The organism is Vibrio limimangrovi (assembly GCF_054064025.1).
This window is the reverse complement of the sequence record NZ_JBSUGF010000001.1, coordinates 237,151-261,516: the sequence shown is the minus strand read 5'-3', so window position 1 is coordinate 261,516 and position 24,366 is coordinate 237,151. Positions and strand designations below refer to the sequence as shown.

At 45.1% G+C, this 24,366-nt stretch carries 20 protein-coding genes, 4 tRNA genes and 1 other annotated feature; of the genes, 15 read left to right on the top strand and 9 right to left on the bottom strand.

Annotation, left to right across the window (positions count from 1 at the left end; all coding sequences use genetic code 11):
• The 4 genes from trpD to ACWYU8_RS01200 form a co-directional block, all read right to left on the bottom strand.
• Positions 1-999, bottom strand: coding sequence for an anthranilate phosphoribosyltransferase (gene trpD / locus ACWYU8_RS01215; RefSeq protein WP_457516423.1), 999 nt, complete (start codon positions 997-999; stop codon positions 1-3).
• Positions 1,000-1,018: 19 nt separating this feature from the next.
• The gene (locus ACWYU8_RS01210) at positions 1,019-1,609 is read right to left on the bottom strand and encodes an aminodeoxychorismate/anthranilate synthase component II (RefSeq protein WP_457516421.1); all 591 of its coding nucleotides are present in this window, start codon (positions 1,607-1,609) and stop codon (positions 1,019-1,021) included.
• 6 nt (positions 1,610-1,615) lie between these two features.
• Positions 1,616-3,178: an anthranilate synthase component 1 gene (locus ACWYU8_RS01205; RefSeq protein WP_457516420.1), complete on the bottom strand. Its 1,563-nt coding sequence runs from the start codon at positions 3,176-3,178 to the stop codon at positions 1,616-1,618.
• Between the two features lie 125 nt (positions 3,179-3,303).
• Positions 3,304-3,407 (bottom strand) — a sequence feature (Trp leader region).
• Positions 3,354-3,479, bottom strand: coding sequence for a Trp operon leader peptide (locus ACWYU8_RS01200; RefSeq protein WP_457516418.1), 126 nt, complete (start codon positions 3,477-3,479; stop codon positions 3,354-3,356). (Overlaps the previous feature by 54 nt.)
• A 95-nt stretch (positions 3,480-3,574) precedes the next feature.
• Here ACWYU8_RS01200 and rnm point away from each other — a divergent pair, with 95 nt between their 5' ends.
• From rnm to rluB, 3 genes are all read left to right on the top strand, one after another.
• Complete coding sequence (gene rnm / locus ACWYU8_RS01195) at positions 3,575-4,453, top strand: RNase RNM (RefSeq protein ID WP_457516416.1); 879 nt, start codon at positions 3,575-3,577, stop codon at positions 4,451-4,453.
• A gap of 38 nt (positions 4,454-4,491) precedes the next feature.
• A complete protein-coding gene (locus ACWYU8_RS01190) occupies positions 4,492-5,112 on the top strand; it encodes an L-threonylcarbamoyladenylate synthase (RefSeq protein WP_457516414.1) in 621 nt (206 codons plus the stop codon).
• 210 nt (positions 5,113-5,322) lie between these two features.
• On the top strand, positions 5,323-6,261 hold the full coding sequence (gene rluB / locus ACWYU8_RS01185) for a 23S rRNA pseudouridine(2605) synthase RluB (RefSeq protein ID WP_444495175.1): 939 nt from the start codon (positions 5,323-5,325) through the stop codon (positions 6,259-6,261).
• Between the two features lie 139 nt (positions 6,262-6,400).
• On the opposite strand, the gene ACWYU8_RS01180 is transcribed toward rluB, so the two are convergent.
• Together ACWYU8_RS01180 and efpL are read right to left on the bottom strand one after the other, a co-directional pair.
• Positions 6,401-6,721 carry an HI1450 family dsDNA-mimic protein gene (locus ACWYU8_RS01180; RefSeq protein ID WP_457516412.1) on the bottom strand — a complete coding sequence of 107 codons (321 nt, stop codon included), beginning with the start codon at positions 6,719-6,721 and terminating at the stop codon, positions 6,401-6,403.
• A 2-nt stretch (positions 6,722-6,723) separates the two neighbouring features.
• A complete protein-coding gene (gene efpL / locus ACWYU8_RS01175; protein WP_457516410.1) occupies positions 6,724-7,290 on the bottom strand; it encodes an elongation factor P-like protein EfpL in 567 nt (188 codons plus the stop codon).
• A 192-nt stretch (positions 7,291-7,482) separates the two neighbouring features.
• Between efpL and ACWYU8_RS01170 the strand changes: the two genes are divergently transcribed.
• Positions 7,483-8,250 (top strand): nucleotidyltransferase domain-containing protein, encoded by a 768-nt coding sequence (locus tag ACWYU8_RS01170; RefSeq protein WP_457516688.1) that lies wholly within the window; start codon positions 7,483-7,485, stop codon positions 8,248-8,250.
• Between the two features lie 13 nt (positions 8,251-8,263).
• On the opposite strand, the gene ACWYU8_RS01165 is transcribed toward ACWYU8_RS01170, so the two are convergent.
• Positions 8,264-10,627, bottom strand: coding sequence for a DNA polymerase II (locus tag ACWYU8_RS01165; protein WP_457516408.1), 2,364 nt, complete (start codon positions 10,625-10,627; stop codon positions 8,264-8,266).
• Between the two features lie 469 nt (positions 10,628-11,096).
• On the opposite strand from ACWYU8_RS01165, the gene uvrY reads away from it, so the two are divergent.
• From uvrY to nspC, 10 genes are all read left to right on the top strand, one after another.
• Positions 11,097-11,741: a UvrY/SirA/GacA family response regulator transcription factor gene (gene uvrY / locus ACWYU8_RS01160; RefSeq protein WP_444495172.1), complete on the top strand. Its 645-nt coding sequence runs from the start codon at positions 11,097-11,099 to the stop codon at positions 11,739-11,741.
• Positions 11,713-13,575, top strand: a complete 1,863-nt coding sequence (gene uvrC, locus ACWYU8_RS01155) for an excinuclease ABC subunit UvrC (RefSeq protein WP_457516405.1) — start codon at positions 11,713-11,715, stop codon at positions 13,573-13,575. Before uvrY ends, uvrC begins: the two co-directional genes overlap by 29 nt.
• A gap of 46 nt (positions 13,576-13,621) precedes the next feature.
• Entirely contained in the window at positions 13,622-14,179 is a 558-nt protein-coding gene (pgsA, locus tag ACWYU8_RS01150) for a CDP-diacylglycerol--glycerol-3-phosphate 3-phosphatidyltransferase (protein WP_457516403.1), read from the top strand.
• 422 nt (positions 14,180-14,601) lie between these two features.
• A tRNA-Cys gene (locus ACWYU8_RS01145) sits at positions 14,602-14,675 on the top strand.
• A 37-nt stretch (positions 14,676-14,712) separates the two neighbouring features.
• Positions 14,713-14,788: transfer RNA gene (locus ACWYU8_RS01140), tRNA-Gly, on the top strand.
• A 77-nt stretch (positions 14,789-14,865) separates the two neighbouring features.
• A tRNA-Leu gene (locus ACWYU8_RS01135) sits at positions 14,866-14,952 on the top strand.
• Positions 14,953-14,962: 10 nt separating this feature from the next.
• Positions 14,963-15,038, top strand: a tRNA-Gly gene (locus ACWYU8_RS01130).
• 734 nt (positions 15,039-15,772) lie between these two features.
• Complete coding sequence (locus ACWYU8_RS01125) at positions 15,773-18,649, top strand: diaminobutyrate--2-oxoglutarate transaminase family protein (RefSeq protein WP_457516401.1); 2,877 nt, start codon at positions 15,773-15,775, stop codon at positions 18,647-18,649.
• Positions 18,650-18,668: 19 nt separating this feature from the next.
• Positions 18,669-19,913, top strand: coding sequence for a carboxynorspermidine synthase (locus ACWYU8_RS01120; RefSeq protein WP_457516399.1), 1,245 nt, complete (start codon positions 18,669-18,671; stop codon positions 19,911-19,913).
• Between the two features lie 103 nt (positions 19,914-20,016).
• Positions 20,017-21,150 carry a carboxynorspermidine decarboxylase gene (gene nspC, locus ACWYU8_RS01115; RefSeq protein ID WP_457516397.1) on the top strand — a complete coding sequence of 378 codons (1,134 nt, stop codon included), beginning with the start codon at positions 20,017-20,019 and terminating at the stop codon, positions 21,148-21,150.
• 106 nt (positions 21,151-21,256) lie between these two features.
• On the opposite strand, the gene ACWYU8_RS01110 is transcribed toward nspC, so the two are convergent.
• Both ACWYU8_RS01110 and ACWYU8_RS01105 read right to left on the bottom strand, forming a co-directional pair.
• Complete coding sequence (locus ACWYU8_RS01110; RefSeq protein ID WP_457516395.1) at positions 21,257-21,769, bottom strand: glycine cleavage system protein R; 513 nt, start codon at positions 21,767-21,769, stop codon at positions 21,257-21,259.
• A 209-nt stretch (positions 21,770-21,978) separates the two neighbouring features.
• The gene (locus ACWYU8_RS01105) at positions 21,979-22,881 is read right to left on the bottom strand and encodes a DUF3943 domain-containing protein (RefSeq protein WP_457516687.1); all 903 of its coding nucleotides are present in this window, start codon (positions 22,879-22,881) and stop codon (positions 21,979-21,981) included.
• A gap of 196 nt (positions 22,882-23,077) precedes the next feature.
• Here ACWYU8_RS01105 and ACWYU8_RS01100 point away from each other — a divergent pair, with 196 nt between their 5' ends.
• Entirely contained in the window at positions 23,078-24,313 is a 1,236-nt protein-coding gene (locus tag ACWYU8_RS01100) for a CinA family nicotinamide mononucleotide deamidase-related protein (RefSeq protein ID WP_457516393.1), read from the top strand.
• Positions 24,314-24,366: the final 53 nt, after the last annotated feature.

Genomic DNA, 24,366 nt, shown 5'->3' with positions numbered 1-24,366 from the left:
TTAAGCGTGTGCGGCAAGTCGCTGTACCAACTGATAAGCCTTACCTGAGTTCATTGCCTCAATCGCTTTTTGAGCATTGGCTTTTAAATCTTCATGACCGAACAGACGCATGAGTAATGCTACGTTTGCAGCAACAGCGCTAAGCTGAGCGTCCGTTCCTTTTCCTGTCAGAATGTTGGTTATGATTGCTTTATTCTCTTCCGGAGCACCGCCTTTAATTGCTTCTAGCGGGTATTCCTGTAAACCGAAGTCTTCTGGCGTCAGTGTGTATTCGACGATCTGTCCATCTTTGATTTCTGCCACTGTGGTTGGACCGTGAATGGCGACTTCATCGAGACCACTACCGTGTACTACTGCTGCGCGCTTCATACCCATTTGTAACATGGTTTCTGCGATAGGACGAACCAGTTCTTCACTGTAAACGCCCATTAATTCAATGTTAGGGCGTGCCGGGTTAATCAGCGGGCCCAGAATATTGAAGATAGTGCGTGTTTTCATGGTTTGACGGACTGGCATCGCATGGCGGAAACCACCGTGGTATTGCGGGGCAAACAGGAAGGCGACACCGATGTCATCCATTGCTTTACGTGTGTCTTCCGGGCTCATCGCCAGATTGATGCCGAAAGAATCCAGCAAATCGGAAGAGCCAGACTTGCTGGATACGCTACGGTTACCGTGCTTCGCGATTTTCAGACCGCACGCTGCAGCGACAAATGCTGCTGTGGTTGAAATATTGATGGTGTCGTGCCCGTCGCCACCAGTACCAACGATATCGGCAAAGTCGTAATCCGGACGCGGGAACGGTTTCGCATTTGCAAGTAGTGCTTTCGCTGCCCCTGTAATTTCGTCAGGGGTTTCACCTTTAATTTTTAGTGCCGTCAGGGCTGAAGCCATTAAAATTGGATCAAGCTCACCACGGATAATGGTATCGAACAGTTGTTGGCTTTCTGCTTGAGTCAGAGGCTGCTGTTCGTACAGTTTTTTTATAATCGCTTCCATAATTCTTCTCCCGCTTTCCTTATGCGTTGTTTTTCTCAAGCGCCCATTCGATCGCATTAGCTAATAAAGTTGCCCCATAGGTGGTCATAATTGATTCCGGATGGAACTGGAATCCGCAAACTTTATCTTGTTCATGTACAACAGACATGGTCAATCCATCGACTTCGGCTGTAATGGTCAGCTCTTCAGGCACAAAGGTCGCTACTAAAGAGTGGTAACGCGCGATAGCCAATGGTGATGGCAGATTGGCGTAAGTGGCATGGTTTTGGTGCTCCATCATCGATACTTTACCGTGAATAATTTCGCCGGCACCTGCAACGGTACCACCATAGGCTTCAACAATAGCCTGATGACCAAGACACACGCCGATGATTGGGACTTTGCCTTTCATACGCTGAATTAAGTCTGGCATCGACCCTGCTTCGGATGGCGTGCCTGGACCAGGAGAGAGCAGAACAACAGGATTCTCAAGTCCATTCACCGCTTGTTCAATTTGCTCTGCCGGGATGTTATTCCGGTAAATTGTTACGCAATGACCAAGTGAACGAAATTGATCCACCAGGTTATAAGTGAATGAATCAAAGTTATCGATAAATACAATGTTAGCCATGAACTGCTACTCCTTATGCGCTGCTTGAATAGCAGAAATAACGGCTTGTGCCTTACCGCGTGTTTCGTCCGCTTCCGCTTGTGGATCCGAATCGAATACCACACCTGCCCCGGCTTGTACCTGAGCGATACCGTTTTCAACATACGCTGAACGAATCACGATACAAGTATCTAGCGTGCCTTCTCCGGTTAGGTAGCCAACTGCACCGCCATAGCTTCCGCGGCGAACACCTTCCACGTCACGAATTAACTGCATGGCACGAATTTTTGGTGCGCCAGTAAGCGTACCCATGTTCATGCTTGCCTGATAAGCATGTAATGCGTCGAGATCTTCTCGTAGCTGGCCAACAACTCGAGAGACTAAGTGCATCACGTGGCTGTAACGGTCAACTTTTAGCAAGTCTGCTACGTGGCGAGTGCCCGCGGCAGAGATTCGCGCTACATCGTTACGAGCCAGGTCGACCAGCATCATGTGTTCTGCGTTTTCTTTCATGTCGGTACGCAGTTCAAGCTCAATACGGCTGTCCAGATCAAAATCGATATCACCGTTTGGACGTTTGCCACGGCGGCGAGTCCCCGCGATTGGGTATATCTCAACCTGGTTGGTTTCTGTTTCGTACTTCAGAGCGCTTTCTGGCGACGCACCAAATAGCGTGAATAGCTCATCTTGCATGTAGAACATGTATGGACTTGGGTTACTTGTTTTCAGCTCTTTATACGCAGCTAGCGGAGAAGGGCATGGCAGGGTAAAACGACGTGAAGGGACTACCTGGAAAATATCGCCTTTCACTACGTATTCTTTTAAGTCGCGAACAATCTGGCAGAAGTCTTCATCTGAAATACTGGTTTGCACTGTCACATCGGCAAGTTTCGTTGCGTTCGGTAGATGCTTAGGTGAAGCACATTGTGCGCTAATTTCAGCAATGCGTGCTTCTAGCGTGGCCTTCTGCGAATTATCGCCAAAAAGAGTGGCTTGCAATTGGCAAGATTCGGTTTGGTGATCAACGACAAGCAAAGTTTCAGCGACGTAAAATACGTAATCAGGGCACTGGTTGGTTGCTTCTGCATTGCCTAACGGTTCGAAGTTCGCAACCAGATCATAAGCAAACAAACCACCCAAGAAAATAGCGTGTTTGTCTTCATCAGAAATATCGAAACTATGTTGAATTAAGCGCAGCGCATCAAATGTGGAAGCTTCGCGCAAACGGGAATCTTCATCCAGAGTGTCGCATGGTTGGGTGAATTCCAGAGTAAGGGTCTCACCATTAAATTGAGCGGAGATTTCGCCTCGTACATTCTGGTTTAAATGCGCGAGCAAGTTTTTACCATTTTCCGTTAAGGCGTGAAGGCTTACGGTATGGTCATAACAAATTACTCTAACGGCAGAGTCGACAATCATCAGCGACTTCAAGTCCTGTTTCGAATCAATTTCCGCTGATTCCAGAAGTAAGCTATCCGTTTTGTTTTCACATAGGGTGTGAAACAAGCGGGTTGGGTCCTGAGTGTAAGGAACAGAAGCAGTTAACACTTCCAGTTGTCCAAGATTCTTGATTTCAATGGCCTTGTTCACAAGACCTCCTTATAGCTGTTTTAATCTTCCTGCTGCACATAGTGGCATAAAGTAAGCGTTGTCCCAATTAAGAGTTTACGATATCCGGCTAATGTTTAAGCAGTTGAACTTGAAAAGGGCGATAAATTAAAAAGCCCGCTTTAGCAGCGGGCTTTTTAACGTTTAATTCTCTAAACTAGAAGTACACGTTTGCCCACCAAGAACTTGTCCAAGTGCGCCACCAAGCAACATTTGACGAGTTTGTCTTTCTAAGACAAACCGCAACTTTCGCTTTTTGGTTTTGGGTCGTTTCTTGTAACATAGTGAGCCTTGAATTAAGTGTTCTGTATTTTCGTACTAGTTAACTAGTGCGGAGGTAAAAAGTCAACCCCAAAACAATATTAAAACGATAAAAATATGAGAATTGATTTACATAGCCATACCACTGCCTCAGATGGCCGATTTGAACCAAAAGATTTAGTGGATAGGGCACTGAGTTTTGATATAGAAGTTTTGGCGATTACAGATCATGATACCGTTGATGGTTTGACACCCGCAAAGCAGTATGTGGAAGAGAACCAATTGCCGATAAAAATTATTAACGGCATCGAAATATCAACGGTTTGGCAAAATAAAGATATCCATATCGTGGGCTTAAATATTGATCCTGATAACTCGGCATTGACGACACTCATTGAGCAACAAAAACAACATCGAATTGCTCGTGCAGAGTTGATCGCTTCTCGTCTCGAGAAAGCAACTCGTGAAGGTGTATTAGAAGAAGTCCAGCTTATCGCCGGTGATGCACCTATTACACGCGCTCACTTTGCCAAGTGGTTGGTGGATAATGGCTTTGCCAAAAACATGCAAATGGTGTTTAAACAATACTTAACGCGCAACAACCCGGGTTATGTGCCACCTAATTGGTGCTCGATGAAAGACGCGGTCGATGCAATTCATGCTGCTGGTGGTCATGCGGTGTTAGCTCATCCGGGCCGATATCAGCTGACAGCGAAGTGGATTAAACGCCTTTTGGCGGCATTCGTTGAAGCAAATGGTGACGCGATGGAAGTTGCTCAACCACAACAGCCACAACAAGAAAGGCGCAATCTGGCAGATTATGCTATACAATACAAACTATTAGCCTCCCAAGGTAGCGACTTTCACTATCCATCTCCGTGGATGGAGTTGGGTAGAAACCTCTGGTTGCCTGCAGGCGTAGAACCAGTTTGGAAAGATTGGGGTATTGATCCTTCGTTGATTAACGATCAACAAGATGGCGTTCAAGCTCCATAAATATATAGAGCCGAGAGGTTCGATAATGAGGAATTACAATGAGCCAGTTTTTTTACGTTCATCCAGAAAATCCACAGGCTCGCTTGATTAATCAAGCAGTAGCAATCATTCGTAACGGCGGTGTCGTGGTTTATCCAACCGATTCAGGTTATGCACTTGGCTGTCAGCTGGAGAACAAACAGGCGTTAGAGCGTATCTGTCAGATTCGTCGTTTAGATGACAAGCACAACTTTACGTTGTTGTGTCGCGATTTATCAGAGATTTCACTTTATGCTCGTGTGGATAATGGTGCATTTCGATTGCTGAAAAACAATACTCCGGGGCCTTACACATTTATCTTCAAAGGCACAAAAGAAGTGCCTCGTCGTTTGATGAATGCAAAGCGTAAGACAATTGGTATCCGTGTTCCAGATAACAAAATTGCCCTCGATTTGTTAGAAGCGCTTGGAGAGCCGATGATGTCTACGTCATTGATACTTCCAAACAGTGATGTCACTGAGTCGGACCCTGAAGATATCCGTGACAAGTTGGAGCATGCGGTTGATGTGATACTTAATGGCGGTTTCCTCGGCGAGCAACCAACAACGGTTATCGACTTTAGCGAAGGCGACCCTGTTGTGGTTCGCGTCGGTTCAGGTGACCCGGCACCATTTGAATAAGTTTTATGGCAATAATTCGCTCAAAGTATCAATAAATAGTCCGGATTAGATGAAAAATAATTGGCGTAGATATAGAGTGGATTTTGCTTACATTCAGCTGAAGAATCACTTATAATGTGCGACCAAAAAAAATCCCATGCTAATGGGTACTTGCATAATGCAGACCAATCCTGGTCTAGACGTCTGTGAAGACGACACATAGGTAGATAAATGAGCGAAAAGTTACAAAAAGTATTAGCACGTGCTGGTCACGGTTCTCGTCGTGAGATTGAATCGTTAATCAAATCCGGTCGCGTAAGTGTGAACGGTATGGTAGCTAAACTTGGTGAAAGACTTGAAGATGAGAGCAGTGTCATTCGTATCGATGGTCACATTGTATCTGCGAAGATACAAGATGAAGTGATTTGTCGTGTGCTGGCATACTACAAACCGGAAGGTGAACTGTGTACTCGTCATGATCCAGAGGGTCGTCGTACCGTTTTCGATCGCCTGCCAAAAATTCGTGGCTCGCGTTGGATTTCAGTAGGTCGTCTGGATGCAAACACCTCTGGTCTGTTGCTTTTCACTACTGATGGTGAATTGGCGAATCGCTTAATGCACCCAAGCCGTCAAGTTGAACGTGAATACCTAGTACGTGTGTTCGGTGAAGTAACTGAACAAAAAGTTCGTAATCTGGTAAAAGGCGTTGAGCTAGAAGATGGTATGGCTCGCTTTGAAGACGTTGTTTACGCGGGTGGTGAAGGTATGAACCACACGTTTTACGTTGTAATCAATGAAGGCCGTAACCGTGAGGTTCGTCGTTTATGGGAATCTCAGGATTGTACGGTAAGTCGTCTGAAGCGTGTTCGCTACGGTGATATCTTCCTGGACAAGAAACTGCCTCGTGGTGGTTGGATGGAACTGGATCTGAAGGAAGTCAACTACCTGCGTGAGCTTGTCGAACTTCGTCCAGAAAAAGAGACTATGCTTGATCTGAACAAAGATAACACGTCACGTAAGCGTGAGCGTGCTCGTAGCCAAAAAATCCGTCGTGCAGTTAAGCGTCACGAAGAGCGTGTAAACACGCCTAAAGGTCGCAGCAACAACCCTTCTCGCCGCAAGCCAAAGAAAAGTGCTGGTGAGCAAGGCGTGCGAAACAAAAATCGTTAATCGGTACTAAAAATCATAAAGGCTTGCCAATTTAGCAAGCCTTTTTCTTATCTGAAAAGCGGGCAATTGGGAGCTTCTTTAGAGATAAAAAAACACCAGCTCGTATAAGCTGGTGTTTTTAATCATGGTGAGGGAGGCGTTAATCGCGCTTCCAAAGCATATGACAGAACTTATGGTCTGGGTCTCGGCTGATTAGCATACGAGCGAACACGTCATCAAGTTCGTCATTTTCCTCGTTTACCAGGCCAATTCGAACTTCTGCATACACTTCTTTTTCAATCTCAAAGCCAACATGCTCAACCCAGTCTTCACCGGTTTCTACAAGTTCTGCGGCGCCACGATCTTCAAATTGTGCGGTAAACAGAATGACATCAGCTGGCTCTAGGTTATCTGGAGCCATTTCCAGGAAAATGTCGTACGCAGCGTCGATAACATCGTCGTAAGAAATCAAATCAGACATGCTTATGCTCGGCTCATGTATTTGCGTTCAGATGTGTTGATAATTACGCGATCACCAGTTGCAATGTATTCTGGAACTTGGATAACCAAGCCAGAAGCAAAGCGAGCTGGTTTAGTACGAGCAGATGCTGACGCGCCTTTTATTGATGGGTCAGTTTCTTCGATCACGAGTTCAACAGAAGATGGCAGTTCAAGACCTACAGCAGAACCGTTGATCAAGATAATGTGGATACCTTGAGTATCTTCGTTGATGAACAGTAGCTCATCTTCTACTTCACTTTGTTTAAATGTGTATTGTGAGTAGTCTGAGTTGTCCATGAAGATGTGCTCATCGCCGTCTGCGTAAGAGTACACGACTGCTCGCTTGTTCATTTCTACTGTTTCTACAACGTCATCAGACTTGTAACGCTCGTCTACGCGCGCACCAGTCGTTAGATCAGTACAACGCATTTTGTAGATTTTAGCGCCGCCACGACCGCCAGGAGTCGTTACTTCAATGTCTTTAACTAAAAGAGTTTTACCATTCGACTCGATTGCGAAGCCTTTTTTGATTTCACTTGCCTTTGGCATTGTATTTTCCTATTCATACTTATTAAGCAAAACGCGGTGATTATAGCGTTAAGTTGTCTGGCAAGCATCAAAATTCATCGCTGAAATTCGTCTTAACGCTCAAGATTAAACACCTTATTAGGCTTGATTCAAAAGCAGTGCTGGTGGATCATATTGTCCTTGAGTCTTAAGTCCGAGTTCCTGTTATCTACAATGTCTCTTCCTGTTATCGACCCAAAACAGCCATTTCAAAAAGAATTCGAACCTCTGATCAGAGAAATCCTTGCATGCCTTAAAAGTGGATTGGGACTGAACTTACATAGTGTGTATGTCTATGGCAGTGTTGCTCGAAAAACCGCAGTATCTGGCCAATCCAATCTAGATTTAGTCATAGTAACTAAAGCTGAATTTGAAGCGAACAAAGCCACTTTGCTGAACACCATCAAATGGCGAGCACAGCAAGGGTACCCGCAAGTAAACGGTGTCTCAATACGAACCGCACTCGTCACGGATGTGGCTAATCTCGACAGTATTTTTACCTGGGGCTTTATGCTGAGACATTGCTGTGTTTGCGTCTATGGTGATGATTTAGCGGATTGCTTTGGCGATTATGTTCCGAGTTGGGAGATCGCCAAACATTGGAATATGGACGTAGATGAGTGGCTTTCGGTCCATCGCACCAAGCTTGCACAGGCAAAAACTGCTGACGAGCAGGTTCAGGCTCAAACGACAATTGCTAAAAAGTTACTTCGAGCATCGTACTCTTTAATTATGTACCGCGATAAGCGATGGTTTGATGACCCAGTTGAGTGCGGTCAGGTCTTTTTGAACTATCATCCGGAAAAGCAATTGGAGATCGAACGGCTAGGCATTTTACTCTCAGGACGGCCTATTCCTAAACGGTCGGTGATAGGCCTTTTAGATAGCTTTGGCGACTGGTTGGTCAAACAGTATCAAAAAACAGAGTTTCGAATTGGCTAGCTAAAGCCGATTGTTAAAACAAGCCCATCTGCGGCGCAGATAACGTCTCAAAATCAGTGCCAATAAATGGCAAAATGGCATCGGCGACTGGTTTTAGCTGCTTATCGATATAGTGCTGATAGTCAATAGGACTATTGCGGTACTCATGAGGCTCAGGTCCATTTACCGTAATAACATACTCAATTCTGCCGCGGTTCTGATACTGCAAAGGGCGGCCAAGTCGGGCATTGATTTCGTCTGCCAATCGAGCTGCACGTACTTGTGGTGGGATGTTCTTTTGGTATTCGTGTAATTTGCGCCGCAGGCGTTTCTGATAAACCAGCTGATCGTCGAATTCACCGCTGTTGGTTTTCTCAACCATTTCTCGCACGTATTCACTTGGATCTTCGCCATGGAAGATCATTCCATAGAGTTTATTTTGGAATCTCTGAGCGAGCGGTGTCCAGTCTGTACGAGCGCTCTCTAACCCTTTGAAAATGATGCGTTCCTGAGCCCCTTCGCCAATTAAACCTGCGTAACGCTTTTTGGAGCCGGTTTCTGCTCCGCGAATAGTCGGCATCAAAAACTTACGATAGTGAGTCTCGTATTCTATTTCGAGCATTGAAGTGAGGTTGTATTCTGATCGCAGATGCTCTTGCCACCAACGATTAATGTATTCCACTAGCTGATTGCCGACTTTATCTGCGTCGACCTGACTATAAGGCCTGTTTAACGACACAAAGGTCGAGTCCGTATCTCCATAAATCACTTGATAACCTTGGTCTTCAATCAGCACTTTCGTTTGCTTCATGATCTCGTGCCCACGCATGGTAATACTGGAGGCCAGTCGGGTATCGAAAAAGCGACAACCTGATGAACCTAACACACCATAGAATGAGTTCATGATGATCTTTATCGCCTGGGAGAAGGCTTTCTCATTGTTTTTCTTTGCTACATCACGCGCAGCCCAGAGTTTTTCGATCATTTCCGGTAAAAAGTGCTTTGTACGGTGGAACTGACCACCACGAAAACCGGGTACAGCCTGATCCTCTTCTTTGCCGATCTCGAGTCGCAGACCTTCTACCAGACCGATTGGATCAATCAAAAAGGAACGAATGATTGACGGGTACAGGCTCTTAAAGTCGAGAACCAATACCGAGTCGTAAAGGTTCGGAATTGAGTCCATCACATAACCGCCGGGACTGGCAATCCAGTTTTCCGGATGCAAGTTTGGTGCAGCGTACCCAGCGCGATGGATTTGCGGCAGGTAGAGATTAGTAAATGCCGCCACAGAGCCACCAACGCGATCCAACTCGACTCCCGTTAATCTGGAACGTTCTATTGCAAAAGCAAGTAGGTGAGTATGCTCAAAGATCTTATTCACCAACACGCAGTCCTGGAGATTGTACTTCGCTAAAGAGGGTTTATCAGAGCGATACATGCGATTGATCTCATCCATACGATCATGCACGTTGTGAATTTCTTTCCCTTCGCCTAATAGTTCTTGAGAAACGGACTCCAATGACCAAGAGCGAAAGTGATAGGTCGCGGTTTTGAGTGTGTCGATACCATCCATAACGACGCGCCCCGGAATAGAAATAAAGCCTTGCTGGCTTTGTGATGAACTACGGAAAAAACTTGCCTGATCCGCTCTTCCGAGTTTGAGCTTCATCTTGTGCCACTCTGCTCGTTTATGCAGTAAGCGGAAATCAAAGTCGATAACATTCCAGCCGACCACCACGTCGGGGTCAAACTGTTTAAACCACGCTATCAGAGCGACCAATAAGGCTTTTTCGTCTTTTACCCATTGGATTGGAGTATCTGCAGTTTCAGGTTCACCTATCATGATGACTCGTGAATCCATCGGGCTATCCAAGCCGATAGAGTAAAGAATGCCTTTTTCAGAGCACTCTACGTCGAGAGAAACGACATGCAGTTTAGGCTCGTAGTCACCGGAACGGCATTTTGCGTTTTGAACTCGCTGAAACCCGTTGGCGGTTTGATGGTTACCAGTAAACTCAATACTACCGCGGATAAATCGCTCCATCAGATAGCGGTCAGCAAGACGAATGTCGCCCTCATAAGTCACAATGTCGTGATGGGTTAACGCTCCCTGAAATGCTAAGGCATCTTTAGCAAGTTGCGTATAACAAGCGGCGAGGTGGATGTGTTCGAACGTTTTGATTTCTAATGAGCGGAACTCGACCGCAATGCCGTTTGACTGAGCGATTTCTCTCGCTTGCGCCAAATTGCCCTGAGCAATAAAAAAGACAGGTTTTTCCCCATTGATCAGTAGTTGAGTCGGTCCAGCTTCTGTCGACAACCAAAGCTCAATCTGAGTCTGACCTTGGATGTCTCGTGCCTGACGAGTAAGTAGGAAGCCTTGCTGGATGTTCAAGTGAGAAAAACCTTATCGATTACTTAGGGGAGTATTCTAGCATCATGTAACAGGAAGGAAACGAACTGTACCGAGAGTGTTATTTTTGTTGGCGAATAAATAAGCAAAGCACGGCCCTTATGATTGAGGAGAGATTTTAGGCCACACAGAATGCATCTGTACCCCATTATCTCGCTCACAGAATGAACATTTGGGGCTGATATTGAGTCGCTCTGGGCAATATGCAATCTAGCTGCTTGATTTCTCGGATTTAATGTTGTTTATTAACTTTCACAAGAATTCGGTTCTGCACTGCACGTGCTGAAATAACAGAGTGGTTTATGAATAAGTTCTTGCCAAAGTTTGCGTTTGAGCACATATTCATAGAAAGCAATTTTTCGCCAAATACGTTAGTATTAGGCGTCATACTGATATCCACATTGAACAGCATGTGGGTGCAGAACCAATAGTAAAGTGTGGAGATACAAGTTTGATAAATGTTTTCCTTGTAGATGATCACGAGCTGGTTCGCACAGGGATACGACGTATTATTGAAGACGTCCGTGGAATGAACGTAGCAGGAGAAGCTGACAGCGGTGAAGAGGCAGTAAAATGGTGTCGCAGTAATCATGCTGACGTCGTTTTAATGGACATGAACATGCCAGGAATTGGTGGTTTGGAAGCTACTAAGAAAATTCTTCGCGTGAACCCAGATGTGAAAATCATCGTACTTACCGTTCATACGGAAAATCCGTTTCCTACCAAAGTGATGCAGGCAGGTGCTTCTGGTTATTTGACCAAAGGTGCTGGGCCAGATGAGATGGTTAATGCGATTCGTGTGGTAAATAGTGGGCAGCGTTACATCTCTCCAGAGATAGCGCAGCAGATGGCATTGAGTCAATTCTCACCAGCCTCTGAAAACCCATTTAAAGATTTATCAGAGCGTGAATTGCAGATCATGTTAATGATCACTAAGGGTCAGAAAGTCACGGATATTTCTGAACAACTTAATCTAAGTCCAAAGACTGTGAACAGTTATCGTTACCGACTGTTCAACAAGCTGGACATTAACGGCGACGTTGAGTTAACACACTTAGCGATTCGTCATGGAATGCTGGACACTGAGACGCTTTAGTGTGAATCCTCCTTTTGATTCGGCTTCCTTTCTCAAGACAGTAACTCATCAGCCCGGCGTGTACCGAATGTACAACGCCGAGGCTGTTGTTATTTATGTCGGAAAAGCCAAAGACCTTCAGAAGCGCTTATCAAGTTACTTTCGCAAAAAAGTCGACAGTGAAAAAACGCGCGCACTTGTGAGTAATATTGCTAAAATCGACGTCACGGTGACTCACACCGAGACCGAAGCGTTGATCCTTGAACATAATTACATTAAGCAGTATTTACCCAAATACAACGTTCTGCTGCGTGATGATAAATCCTATCCTTACATCTTTATCAGTGGTCACAAACACCCTCGATTATCGATGCATCGTGGGGCCAAAAAACGCAAAGGTGAGTATTTCGGCCCTTATCCTGATTCTGGTGCGGTACGAGAAACTCTGCATTTATTGCAAAAGATTTTTCCTGTTCGCCAATGCGAAGATACGGTGTATTCAAACCGGACCCGACCATGTTTGATGTATCAGATTGGACGTTGTGCCGGCCCATGTGTCAGCTCAATCATCTCAGACGATGAATACGCCGAGCTGGTGGGGCTCGTGCGTCTGTTTTTACAAGGCAAAGACCAGCAAGTACTCAAGCTACTGATTGAAAAAATGGAGTATGCTAGCCAGCAGCTACGTTTTGAAGATGCAGCCAAGTTTCGCGATCAAATCCAGGCGATCCGTCGCGTTCAGGAACAGCAGTATGTCTCTGAAGACAGCATGGACGATATGGACGTACTGGGCTTTGCGCAAGAAAGTGGAATCGCGTGTATTCATATTTTAATGATTCGTCAGGGCAAAGTGCTCGGTAGCCGAAGTCATTTTCCTAAAATTCCTCAGAATACCAGCCAGCAGGAAGTGTTTGATAGCTTCTTGACCCAGTACTATTTGAGTCATAACGAAGCACGTACCATTCCTGCGCGGATTATTTTGAATCAGGAGTTGGCAGTTGATATCGAACCGATTCAAAAAGCTCTCAGTGAAGTGGCGGGGCGTAAGGTTCATTTCCATACGTCACCAACCGGGGTACGAGGACGTTATCTAAAACTCTCTAATACCAACGCACTCACAGCGATTACCACTAAAATTAATCATAAGATGACAATCAATCAGCGTTTTCATGAACTACGTGAAACGTTGAAAATGGAATCTATTGCGCGAATGGAGTGTTTTGATATTTCGCACACAATGGGGGAGAGCACCATCGCATCGTGTGTGGTTTTCAATAATGAAGGCCCGGTAAAGCAAGAATATCGCCGTTACAACATCACTGGTATCACGGGTGGCGATGATTATGCGGCAATGGGTCAAGCTCTCGAACGCCGTTATTCCAAACAGTTGGATGTAGAAAAGATCCCCGACATCATCTTTATCGATGGCGGTAAAGGGCAGCTCAATCGTGCGCATGAGATTATCGTACAGTATTGGGGTGATTGGCCGAAACGCCCAATGATGATAGGTATTGCGAAAGGGGTAACGCGTAAACCTGGACTGGAAACGTTAATTACCGTCGATGGACATGAGTTTAATCTGCCAAGTGATGCTCCTGCGCTTCACCTGATTCAACATATCCGGGATGAGAGCCATAATCATGCTATTGCGGGTCACAGAGCCAAACGTGGCAAAACACGACGCACAAGTGCCTTGGAAGGAATAGAAGGTGTTGGGCCGAAGCGACGACAAGCGTTGCTAAAAAATATGGGTGGATTGCAGGAGCTTAAGCGTGCAAGTGTCGAAGAAATCGCCAAAGTACCGGGGATTAGTCACTCTTTAGCAGAAATTATTTTTCAAGCATTGAAACAATAAGGAAAATCCCGCAACATTAGCACGCAATGTGTAAGAGAATAATAAAATGCGATTGAATATCCCGAACATTCTGTCTCTTCTTAGACTGTTCTTAATTCCAGTTTTTGTGGTTGTCTTTTATCTGCCTTATTCATGGGCGCCATTTGCTGCGGCAATGGTGTTTTGGGTAGCGGGTTTTACAGACTGGCTAGACGGCATGTTGGCTCGAAAACTGGGCCAGACTTCTCGTTTTGGTGCGTTTATCGATCCAGTAGCTGATAAAGTTCTGGTAGCAACCGCGCTGATTATGATTACAGAACATTATCACACCATTTGGGTGACGATTCCTGCGGTCACAATGATTGCCCGTGAAATCATCATCTCTGCCTTGAGAGAGTGGATGGCGGAAATTGGAAAGCGCGCCAGCGTCGCGGTTTCGTGGGTAGGTAAAGTAAAGACCGTAGCCCAGATGTTCGCCTTGTGGGTGTTGATTTGGCGTTATGACGAATGGATGGTTTGGGGCGGTTTTGCCGCATTATACATCGCAACTGTCCTGACGTATTGGTCAATGATCCAATATCTTGCCGCAGCAAAAGACGATTTGCTCAACGAAGAGCACCACTAAAAATCAAATTTTTGAAAAGCAGGCTATCAAGTCTGCTTTTTTTCTATCTGTGATTTGCTCTTTTGAATTTTCTAATGGTCACTTACTTACTGTGGTTGATATAAATGTGATGTAGATCTTGTTTTTCTTTATGTTCTTAAACTGGGAAGACGATGTACCTCAATATGAAAGGTTGATGCAGGCATACTCTCCAGTTTATAGGGGAGGTGTGTAGTCAAAAATTGATGATAAACAAGTGTATTTGAGCAATTGTTTGTATTAAAACTAAGCAATCCAGCGTCTTTCGCACAAATTCTAGTCAAACGATTTAAAAAAATAAAAATAGTGTTGACTCGAATGCTCGAATCCGTAGAATGCATCCCGTACCCAAGAGAGCACTGCTCGAAAGGGTGGTTTGAAAGCTAAACCTTTTCAAACATTAAGGCGCCTTGGCAGAGTGGCCATGCAGCGGATTGCAAATCCGTGGACCTCGGTTCGACTCCGGGAGGCGCCTCCATTATTCTTTTGAGAGCAAGTGGCTTTCGAGAATAAGTGCGACACTAGCTCAGTTGGTAGAGCGCAACCTTGCCAAGGTTGAGGTCACGAGTTCGAACCTCGTGTGTCGCTCCAAATTAAAATGATAACGCAGAAGCGGTATCAAAGATGGTGTTTATCGTACTAAACGGCATCACAAAGAATATTTGTGTGCCCTGGTGGTGGAATTGGTAGACACAAGGGATTTAAAATCCCTCGGCGTTCGCGCTGTGCCGGTTCAAGTCCGGCCCGGGGCACCATCTTAACATTGCGACACTAGCTCAGTTGGTAGAGCGCAACCTTGCCAAGGTTGAGGTCACGAGTTCGAACCTCGTGTGTCGCTCCAAACGTAAAAGCCCAGCATGAACATGCTGGGCTTTGTCGTATTTGTTTTCTGGCTAATCGTTTCATCGACAATTACCTTCATCTCTAATTCGCATCTGAAATCCCTCATGACTTCTTGGTGTTAGCCAATTCTACGAGCACCAATTATCCAAAATATCTATGCTTATCAGCATATTGAACGTATCAGAGATAAAACTGATTCACTACTTTCGCAATAAGACCCGGTTAGATACGATTTGAACCTAGATAAATGTTATTGAGAAGAGTGAATCAATTAACAAAAATTATTGCCAGAAGAATTTATTTTGTGATAAATTCGCGCGCAATCTCGGAGCGTATTTTATTACGGTTGATCTCTGGGGGATACGCGTAATGAACATTCAGGCTGATTGTGACATTACGTAGGGTAGGTATCGGCAAAGCCATTTGTTGATAGACGGGATACTAATGCTGTAACGGCAGCATGTTAATGGGAAACCCAACATTGAAACCTTTGAACAAACACACACTAATCAGCTTCATACTGCCGAAATGTCCTGTTCTACAAAACAGATGCATTACGGAACCTTGATTACGCCCCAGCACGGTTAGAAGTCACGAATCTCGTGACAGGATTATCTGTATTTGTCGTTTAGTAAATGACAAATGCGGAGGTTTACTTATTTCTCCTGCAACTCAATTCAAATGACGATTAGTTCAGGATGGTAACTTTTATATTTCAAGGGATTACCTAGTATGACCACTGCCTTTGAAGTCGATAACACTATCGCAAACATTTTTTCATCACAGGTTCCAGTTGTTGAGGGAACGTACGACTTAACTCCAGATCAAGTACTTATTGATCAGGCTGAACATGAATCTCAGGTTCGTTCTTATCCTCGCCGCTTGCCAATTGCGATTAAACAAGCTTTTGGCTGTTTGGTAGAAGATACACGTGGCCAGATCTTTTTGGACTGTCTTGCGGGTGCGGGTACACTGGCACTGGGTTACAACCATCCAGAAATTAATCAAGCTTTAAAAGATCAGTTAGATTCTGGTTTGCCTTACCAGACTCTTGATATTGCGACGTCAGCGAAAACTCATTTTATTAAGTCTGTGAAGGCGTTCCTTCCTGAAGAGTTGGGCGACAACTGCGTAATTCAATTCTGTGGCCCGTCTGGTGCTGATGCGGTAGAAGCTGCTATCAAACTGGCAAAACAAACGACTGGTCGTAACACCATGTTTGCGTTCCGTGGTGCTTACCATGGTATGACTAATGGCACGATGGGTATGATGGGTAACCTGGGTACTAAAGCTCGTCGTACTGGCCTAATGTCAGATGTGCATTTTATGCCTTACCCATACAACTTACGCTGTCCGTTTGGTCTAGGCGGTGATGAAGGTGCGAAAGCAAGTATTCGTTACATTGAACGTCTATTGAACGACGACGAAGCGGGTATCATGAAGCCAGCTGCTATCATCGTTGAGCCGGTGCAGGGTGAAGGTGGTGTAATTCCAGCGCCAGCTTTCTGGTTACAAGAGCTACGCCGCATCTGTGATGAGCACGGCATTCTGTTGATCTTCGACGAAATTCAATGTGGTGTTGGTAAAACGGGTTACAACTTTGCTTTCGAAGAAGCGGGTATCGTTCCAGACGTATTGTGTTTGTCTAAAGCGATCGGTGGCGGTATGCCTATGTCGCTTCTTGTTATCAACAAGCAACACGATACGTGGAAACCAGGCGAACACACAGGTACTTTCCGTGGTAACCAGCTTGCGATGGTAAGTGGTGCGAAAGCGCTTGAGATTATCCAACGTGACAACCTTGTTGAGCACGCAAACATCGCGGGCCAATATCTGCGTTTTGGTCTTGAAGGAATTCAGAAGCGCGTTAACTGTATCGCGGAAGTCCGTGGTAAGGGGTTGATGCTTGGTGTTGAAATCAAGAATCCAAACGGTGAACTGAATAAGTTCGGTGAGCCTGTTGCTGATGGTCAATTGACGCTTGCGATTCAACGTGCTGCGCTTGAGCGTGGTTTGATGGTTGAGAAGGGGGGCCGTGAAGGTTCGGTTATTCGTTTCCTTCCACCACTGATTATCTCGTTTGAACAAATTGACTTTGCTCTACGTGTTCTTGAAGAAGCGATTCTTGCTGCTGGCGGTAGTCATGTTGAAGCTTCACCACAAGAAGAGTGGAAAAAACACTTTATCCACACTGGTGAGTTTGGCAGTACTGAATTTGCATCTGTAATGAATCACGCTACAGCGGCAATGAAATCTGTGTTTGAGCAAGTGAACGCGCCATACTCAGGTATGGATCCTAAAGCGCTGGAAGAAGCGATTTACGCTGTTGATCTAGACAACAAAAACGTGCCACTAAAAACAGTAATTGATGAAGCAGCTGAGCTAGTAGCGAAGAACTCGATCTTCACTCAACATCCGGACTGTATTGCTCATTTACATACGCCTCCGTTGATGCCAGCAATTGCGGCAGAAACAATGATCGCGGCGTTGAACCAGTCAATGGACTCTTGGGATCAGTCTTCATCAGCGACTTATGTCGAGCAAAAAGTGGTAAACTGGCTGTGCGATAAGTACGAGCTGGGTGAGAAAGCTGACGGTATTTTCACTAGCGGTGGCACGCAAAGTAACCAAATGGGCTTGATGCTGGCACGTGATTGGATCGCTGATAAACTAAGCGCTCATTCGATTCAGAAGCTAGGTCTTCCTGAGTACGCTGACAAACTGCGTATTGTGTGTTCGAAGAAATCACACTTCACTGTTCAAAAGTCTGCGTCTTGGATGGGGCTTGGTGAAAAAGCGGTGATGACTGTTGATGCGAATGCAGATGGCACGATGGACGTGACTAAACTGGATGAAGTGTTAACACAGGCAAAAGCAGAAGGTTTGATTCCTTTCGCGATCGTTGGTACAGCTGGTACAACTGACCATGGCGCGATCGATGATTTAGACTTCATCGCGGATATGGCAGAAAAACACGATATGTGGATGCACGTCGATGGCGCGTACGGTGGTGCGTTGATTCTAAGCAGTCACAAACCTCGCCTGAAAGGCGTTGAGCGTGCTCAGTCTATCAGTGTTGATTTCCACAAATTGTTCTACCAAACAATCAGTTGTGGTGCGCTTCTTGTTAATGACAAGTCGAACTTGAAGTTCCTTTTGCATCATGCAGATTACTTGAACCGTGAACACGATGAGCTACCAAACCTTGTCGACAAATCTATCGCAACGACTAAGCGTTTTGATGCCTTGAAAGTTTTCATGACAATGCAAAATGTGGGACCGAAAGCTTTGGGCGATATGTACGATCATTTGTTGGCTCAAACACTTGAAGTAGCGGATATGGTTCGTAACAACGATCACTTGGAGTTGTTAGCGGAGCCATCACTGTCGACGGTTCTGTTCCGTGCAACGCACGATTCAGCGGACCTCGACGAACTAAACAAAGCGCTGCGTTTAGAAGCGCTAACTCGCGGTATCGCAGTTCTGGGTGAAACCATTGTTGACGGTAAAACCGCACTTAAACTTACGATTTTGAACCCGTGTTTAACGGCATCGGATTTTGAATCTTTATTCTCAAAAATCCAAAAGCTAGCACTTGAGCTAGTCTAAAGGAGGTAACGGAAAAACTATGGCAATTCTACAGATTGGTGCAGGCGGCGTTGGCTGGGTAGTTGCACATAAAGCAGCACAAAACAACGACGTTCTGGGTGATATCACTATCGCATCACGTACCATAAGCAAGTGCGAGAAGATCATCGAATCTATTCAGAACAAAGACAATCTGAAAGATTCAACTAAGAAACTAGAAGCTCGAGCAGTAAATGCTGACGACGTAGATTCTCTTGTTGCTCTTATTAAAGAAGTGAAACCAGACCTTGTCATCAACGCTGGTCCTCCATGGGTAAACATGCCAATCATGGAAGCGTGTTATCAAGCAAAAGTTTCATATTTAGATACATCAGTAGCGGTTGACCTTTGTTCTGAAGGTCAACAAGTCCCTCAGGCTTATGACTGGCAGTGGGGCTACCGTGAAAAGTTCGAAGAAGCGGGTATCACTGGTATCTTAGGTGCTGGTTTCGATCCTGGTGTGGTGTCTGTATTTGCTGCTTATGCAGTAAAGCACTTGTTTGATGAAATCGATACAATCGATGTCATGGACGTGAACGCTGGTGATCATGGTAAGAAGTTTGCTACAAACTTTGACCCAGAAACTAATATGCTAGAGATCCAGGGTGACTCTTATTACTGGGAAAATGGCGAGTGGAAACAGGTGCCTTGCCATTCTCGTATGTTAGAGTTTGATTTCCCGAACTGTGGTACGCATAAAGTTTACTCTATGGCTCACGACGAAGTTCGTTCAATGAAAGAGTTTATCCCAGCTAAACGCATTGAATTTTGGATGGGCTTCGGTGATCGCTACCTAAACTATTTTAATGTTATGCGTGATATTGGCCTGCTGAGCCCGGATTCGGTAACTCTGCACGATGGTACAGTTGTTCAGCCTTTGCACGTACTTAAAGCGCTGCTGCCTGACCCAACTTCTCTGGCACCAGGCTATACCGGCCTAACTTGTATCGGTACTTGGGTACAAGGCAAGAAAGATGGCAAAGAGCGTAGTGTCTTTATTTACAACAACGCTGACCACGAAATTGCATACGAAGACGTAGAGCACCAAGCGATTTCTTACACCACTGGTGTACCAGCGATCACTGCCGCACTACAGTTCTTCCATGGTATGTGGGCAGATAAAGGTGTGTTCAACATGGAACAGCTAGATCCTGATCCGTTCCTGGAAACAATGCCATCTATCGGTCTGGACTGGCATGTTCAGGAGTTAGTACCTGGGCAGCCTGTGATCCATAAATTAAAATAAGAATCTAGCGACTCTTATGTGTAAATTTAAGCCGACGCAAACGCGTCGGCTTTGTTCCATTTTATAGTCCCTTCGCCCCGGTGAGGGGACTCAAGGTATTAACATGCAACACAACGAACTAAAAACTCCGTACTTCATGATCAATGAAGACAAGCTGATTGCGAATCTAGAGAAAGCAAAACAGCTAAAAGAAATCTCAGGCGTGAAGCTGGTTCTTGCTCTTAAATGCTTTTCAACCTGGGGTGTCTTCGACATCATCAAACCTTATCTGGACGGCACGACAAGTTCTGGTCCGTTCGAAGTAAAACTTGGTCACGAAACGTTTGGTGGTGAAACTCACGCATACAGCGTTGGTTACAGTGAAGATGACGTACGAGAAGTGGCCGATATCTGCGATAAGATGATCTTTAACTCTCAATCTCAACTTGCAGCGTACCGCCACATCGTTGAAGGAAAAACATCGATTGGTCTTCGTCTAAACCCGGGTGTAAGTTACGCGGGTCAAGACTTAGCAAACCCTGCACGCCAATTCTCACGTCTTGGTGTTCAAGCCGATCACATCAAACCAGAAGTTTTTGACGGTATTGATGGTGTGATGTTCCATATGAACTGTGAGAACAAAGATGTAGATGCGTTTATTGGCCTGCTGGATGCGATCTCAGATCAGTTCGGTGAATATCTGAACAAGCTAGATTGGGTTAGCATGGGCGGTGGCGTATTCTTCACTTGGCCTGGTTACGATATTGAAAAGCTAGGACTTGCACTAAAAGCTTTCTCTGAAAAGCACGGCGTACAAATGTACCTTGAGCCTGGCGAAGCGATCATCACGAAGACAACCGATCTGGTGGTAACTGTGGTCGATATCGTAGAGAACGTGAAGAAAACGGCAATTGTTGACTCTGCGACAGAAGCACACCGTCTTGACACGCTGATTTATAATGAACCAGCATCTATTCTGGAAGCTTCAGAAAAAGGCGAGCACGAATACGTAGTCGGTTCATGTTCATGCCTTGCTGGCGACCAGTTCTGCGTGGCGAACTTTGAGCAGCCATTAGAAATTGGTCAGCGTCTGCATATTCTGGACAGTGCGGGTTACACTATGGTGAAACTAAACTGGTTTAACGGCCTGCGTATGCCATCGGTTTATTGTGAACGTTCAAGCGGTGAGATCCAAAAGCTCAACGAGTTTGATTACTCGGACTTTAAACGCTCATTGTCACAATGGTCGGTTAAATAAGTACGGTCAGTTAAATAAGCGTACCGTTTGAAAAGAGTGATTTGACTTCACCGCATCGCAAAAGAGCAGCTAAGGCTGCTCTTTTCATTTGCGCAAGTGAAGATATTTAGTCTTCTATAATAACCCGTGTATCTTCGCTCAATGCTTCAAGCTCATTTGCGACATCTTCTATTTCCATTTCACTTGGTAGTTTAATTGCCATTTTTGCACTAAACAGGCTTGAGCTGACACCGCCGCCACCAGCGATAAACACCCGTTGGCAATCCATATCTAAAATAGAAATGCCCTGAGCATCAAGCACATGAGTTATCTCATTGACGATACCTGCTCTATCATTGGCATCAAGTCTTAGCTGGAAGATTGTGTCCGCACTGTGAGAATACGGCTCTGAATCGACGAACTTAACCACAAGAGTCTGACAAGCAGAGAATGCTTCTTTAACGAAGTCGGCTTTGTCTTTTGGCAATTCAATTTTAATCACACCCGCGACCTGGTCTTCAATAAAATTGACTTTACTGATTAACCATTTACCGCCATTTTCATGAGTAATGGCAGCAAGTTCTTTGATGGTTGCAGGCGATGCTTGACCGACAAAATTGACGATAAACACAGTGTTCATATGGTCCCCTCCTGAAAAAGGTTTGGACGCGGCACGGGATTACGTAGCGCTTAAGTTATTGGAATAAATCCTTTTATTTAGTGTAGGTGTTAAAGGAGGGATAAGTTTGATGAAGGTCAATTTTTCTAGCTTATTCTCGATACAAATATGGAAAACCAAATTTGAGCCACAAAAACGCAGCCAGTTGGCTGCGTTAGATTTTCATGAATTTAGAACGTAACTTTTAATTCGACGCCATAGAATTGAGTGTCGTAACCTGCTCCGGCATTCAGGGCGAATTTAGCCACGTCTTGATTCCCAAACCAAGGCGATGAGCTAAATTGGAGCTCAGCACTACCTCCCCATGCTTCTGTTACCCAATAGTGCACGTGGCCAACCGGGTTAAGGAAGAACATTGACACACCGCCTACCGTTTCTGAGCCTAATACTTCCCCGCCGTTTGCCAGGATCTCTTGCTCTGCAGTGACCATCATTTCACCGACTACCGCACCAAAGAAAGGTGTGATGAAAAGATCTTGCCAGGAGGGAACTTCAGCGAAAGCCTCTACTCCATATTCCCAGAAGAATGCTGACATGGTGGTGGAGTACAGAAAGGATTCGAACTCGTTATAACCGGCATGGCGAGCAGCGGTGTAGTAGACGCCACCAAAATAGGGGTGCATGACATAGTTTAGGACATGTTCATCTCGATCCCATACCGGGCCATCGGAGACATTATCTCTCCATTTTTTGCCCAACTTACTCATATCGCGGTCTTCTTCATCCCACTTCGTAATGCTTTCTGGCAGGAATGTCATCAAACCAACAGTCGCGATACTTAATCCAAGGATGGTATAGGTTTGACCCATCAGGTAATCCCAATCTTTGTCCTGTGGAATAATACGATGTTTCGGCAGGAGTCCGGCATCAAGATTTAAAGAATCATCGTTATTCTGTTCAAAAGCAAGACTACGATTTTGCGGTTTGAAGGTATACAGTTCAGTCCTTTCACAGTAACCTGAAAGGCATTCAGGTGCGTAAGAGAACTCTGTGTGACTTGTCATATCGTATTGGCTTGCGTTTGCAACCGCTGATGTTGCTAGGCATAGTCCAGTTATTGCCTTCTTGAACATGGATGATTTTGACACAAACTTCTCCGAGCTATTGTTTGATGAACTAGCGCACAATTATCCGTTAAAAGAAAAGTCATTGAAATACATGCTCTTCATTTAAACAAAACTAATATACTAAGAAACTTGTCCAATATATAGAAATGATATGAGCATGGCCAAGAAAAAATAGAATTGTGCTTATGTCCAGGAGTCAGTTGTGAAAATAGCAATGCTTAGTACCGGTGAAGAAGTTCTTCACGGCGATATCGTTGATACAAATGCGGCTTGGTTGTCCGGTTTGTTTTATCAGCAAGGATTTGGCTTAACAAAACGTTCGACGGTTGGAGATAAACTTTCCAGTTTGATTGAAGAGTTCTTGATGCTCAGTTTCAATAATGATGTGGTTATCGTCAATGGTGGCCTAGGCCCGACAACCGATGACTTGAGTGCAGCTGCAGCAGCCAAAGCGGCTGATTGTAAGTTGGTGCTGTTTAAGGAATGGCTGGAACAGTTAGAGAGCATGTATGCGCGGCGTGGCAAACCTATGCCAGATAGTAACCTTAAACAAGCTATGCTACCTGAAACCGCTCAAATACTAGATAACCCAATCGGTACTGCTTGTGGTTTTAAGATGCTGATTAACGATGCGATTTTCTATTTTACTCCAGGTGTACCGAGCGAATTTAAACTGATGGCTGAAACGCAGATTCTACCTGATCTCAAGTGCTCCTTCCCGGATGTTAAGGGCTCGTCGTGTAGCCGTATTTATACATTTGGTCTTTCAGAATCTGGAATTTCAGACAAATTAGATCCGATTAAGTTGCCGCAAGGTTATGAACTAGGTTATCGATCTTATTTACCCTTCATCGAAGTCAAACTTTTTGGACCGACAGACCAGTTCGAACAACGATTACAGTTAATGAAGTTGATTAATCAACATCTGGAGACAAATACAGTCAGTGTTGATCTGCCAATGATTGAGCACGTTGGTCAGTTGTTGAAGACGAAAAATCTGACTCTGTCCGTAGCAGAAAAGAGCAGTGCTGGGTATTTGACTTACTGGCTCAACAGCGATGAAAACGCCGAAAAGCAACTTGGCAACAGCTGGGTTTTGTCATCGGACAAAAGCGAAGTTATTAAAGACGAAGGAGACCCTCTGGCTGCCGTATTCGCCCTGGCGGGTGCGACACGTGAAAAGTGTCAGTCAGACTTGGCATTGGTGACTGGTAAAGTTGACGAGGGTGTATTTTCTATTGCGCTTTCAACGCCAGCAGGGGAATGGGGCGTTTTATACAAACTATCTCGAAAATATCAGCGTGATGATCAGGTCAGCGTCATCAGTACTGCTGCGCTCGATCTTCTGCGCCGTTATCTGGAAACTAAGCCTATGTCGGCTCAATATGCGTTCATAGAGACAGTCAAAGAGATGTACATTCCATCGAGTGCAATTTAGGCAGGATGTTTACGAGCGTTGAATAAACAAAAGCCAAGGTGTTATTTACCTTG

Coding starts and splice junctions, on each gene's coding strand:
- ACWYU8_RS01200 (WP_457516418.1), bottom strand. CDS start 3,479: ATGTTACAAGAAACGACCCAAAACCAAAAAGCGAAAGTTGCGGTTTGT.
- trpD (WP_457516423.1), bottom strand. CDS start 999: ATGGAAGCGATTATAAAAAAACTGTACGAACAGCAGCCTCTGACTCAA.
- ACWYU8_RS01180 (WP_457516412.1), bottom strand. CDS start 6,721: ATGTCTGATTTGATTTCTTACGACGATGTTATCGACGCTGCGTACGAC.
- uvrC (WP_457516405.1), top strand. CDS start 11,713: ATGGAATGCTGGACACTGAGACGCTTTAGTGTGAATCCTCCTTTTGAT.
- rluB (WP_444495175.1), top strand. CDS start 5,323: ATGAGCGAAAAGTTACAAAAAGTATTAGCACGTGCTGGTCACGGTTCT.
- ACWYU8_RS01190 (WP_457516414.1), top strand. CDS start 4,492: ATGAGCCAGTTTTTTTACGTTCATCCAGAAAATCCACAGGCTCGCTTG.
- efpL (WP_457516410.1), bottom strand. CDS start 7,290: ATGCCAAAGGCAAGTGAAATCAAAAAAGGCTTCGCAATCGAGTCGAAT.
- ACWYU8_RS01105 (WP_457516687.1), bottom strand. CDS start 22,881: ATGTTCAAGAAGGCAATAACTGGACTATGCCTAGCAACATCAGCGGTT.
- ACWYU8_RS01170 (WP_457516688.1), top strand. CDS start 7,483: ATGTCTCTTCCTGTTATCGACCCAAAACAGCCATTTCAAAAAGAATTC.
- ACWYU8_RS01120 (WP_457516399.1), top strand. CDS start 18,669: ATGGCAATTCTACAGATTGGTGCAGGCGGCGTTGGCTGGGTAGTTGCA.
- nspC (WP_457516397.1), top strand. CDS start 20,017: ATGCAACACAACGAACTAAAAACTCCGTACTTCATGATCAATGAAGAC.
- ACWYU8_RS01110 (WP_457516395.1), bottom strand. CDS start 21,769: ATGAACACTGTGTTTATCGTCAATTTTGTCGGTCAAGCATCGCCTGCA.
- rnm (WP_457516416.1), top strand. CDS start 3,575: ATGAGAATTGATTTACATAGCCATACCACTGCCTCAGATGGCCGATTT.
- pgsA (WP_457516403.1), top strand. CDS start 13,622: ATGCGATTGAATATCCCGAACATTCTGTCTCTTCTTAGACTGTTCTTA.
- ACWYU8_RS01210 (WP_457516421.1), bottom strand. CDS start 1,609: ATGGCTAACATTGTATTTATCGATAACTTTGATTCATTCACTTATAAC.
- ACWYU8_RS01125 (WP_457516401.1), top strand. CDS start 15,773: ATGACCACTGCCTTTGAAGTCGATAACACTATCGCAAACATTTTTTCA.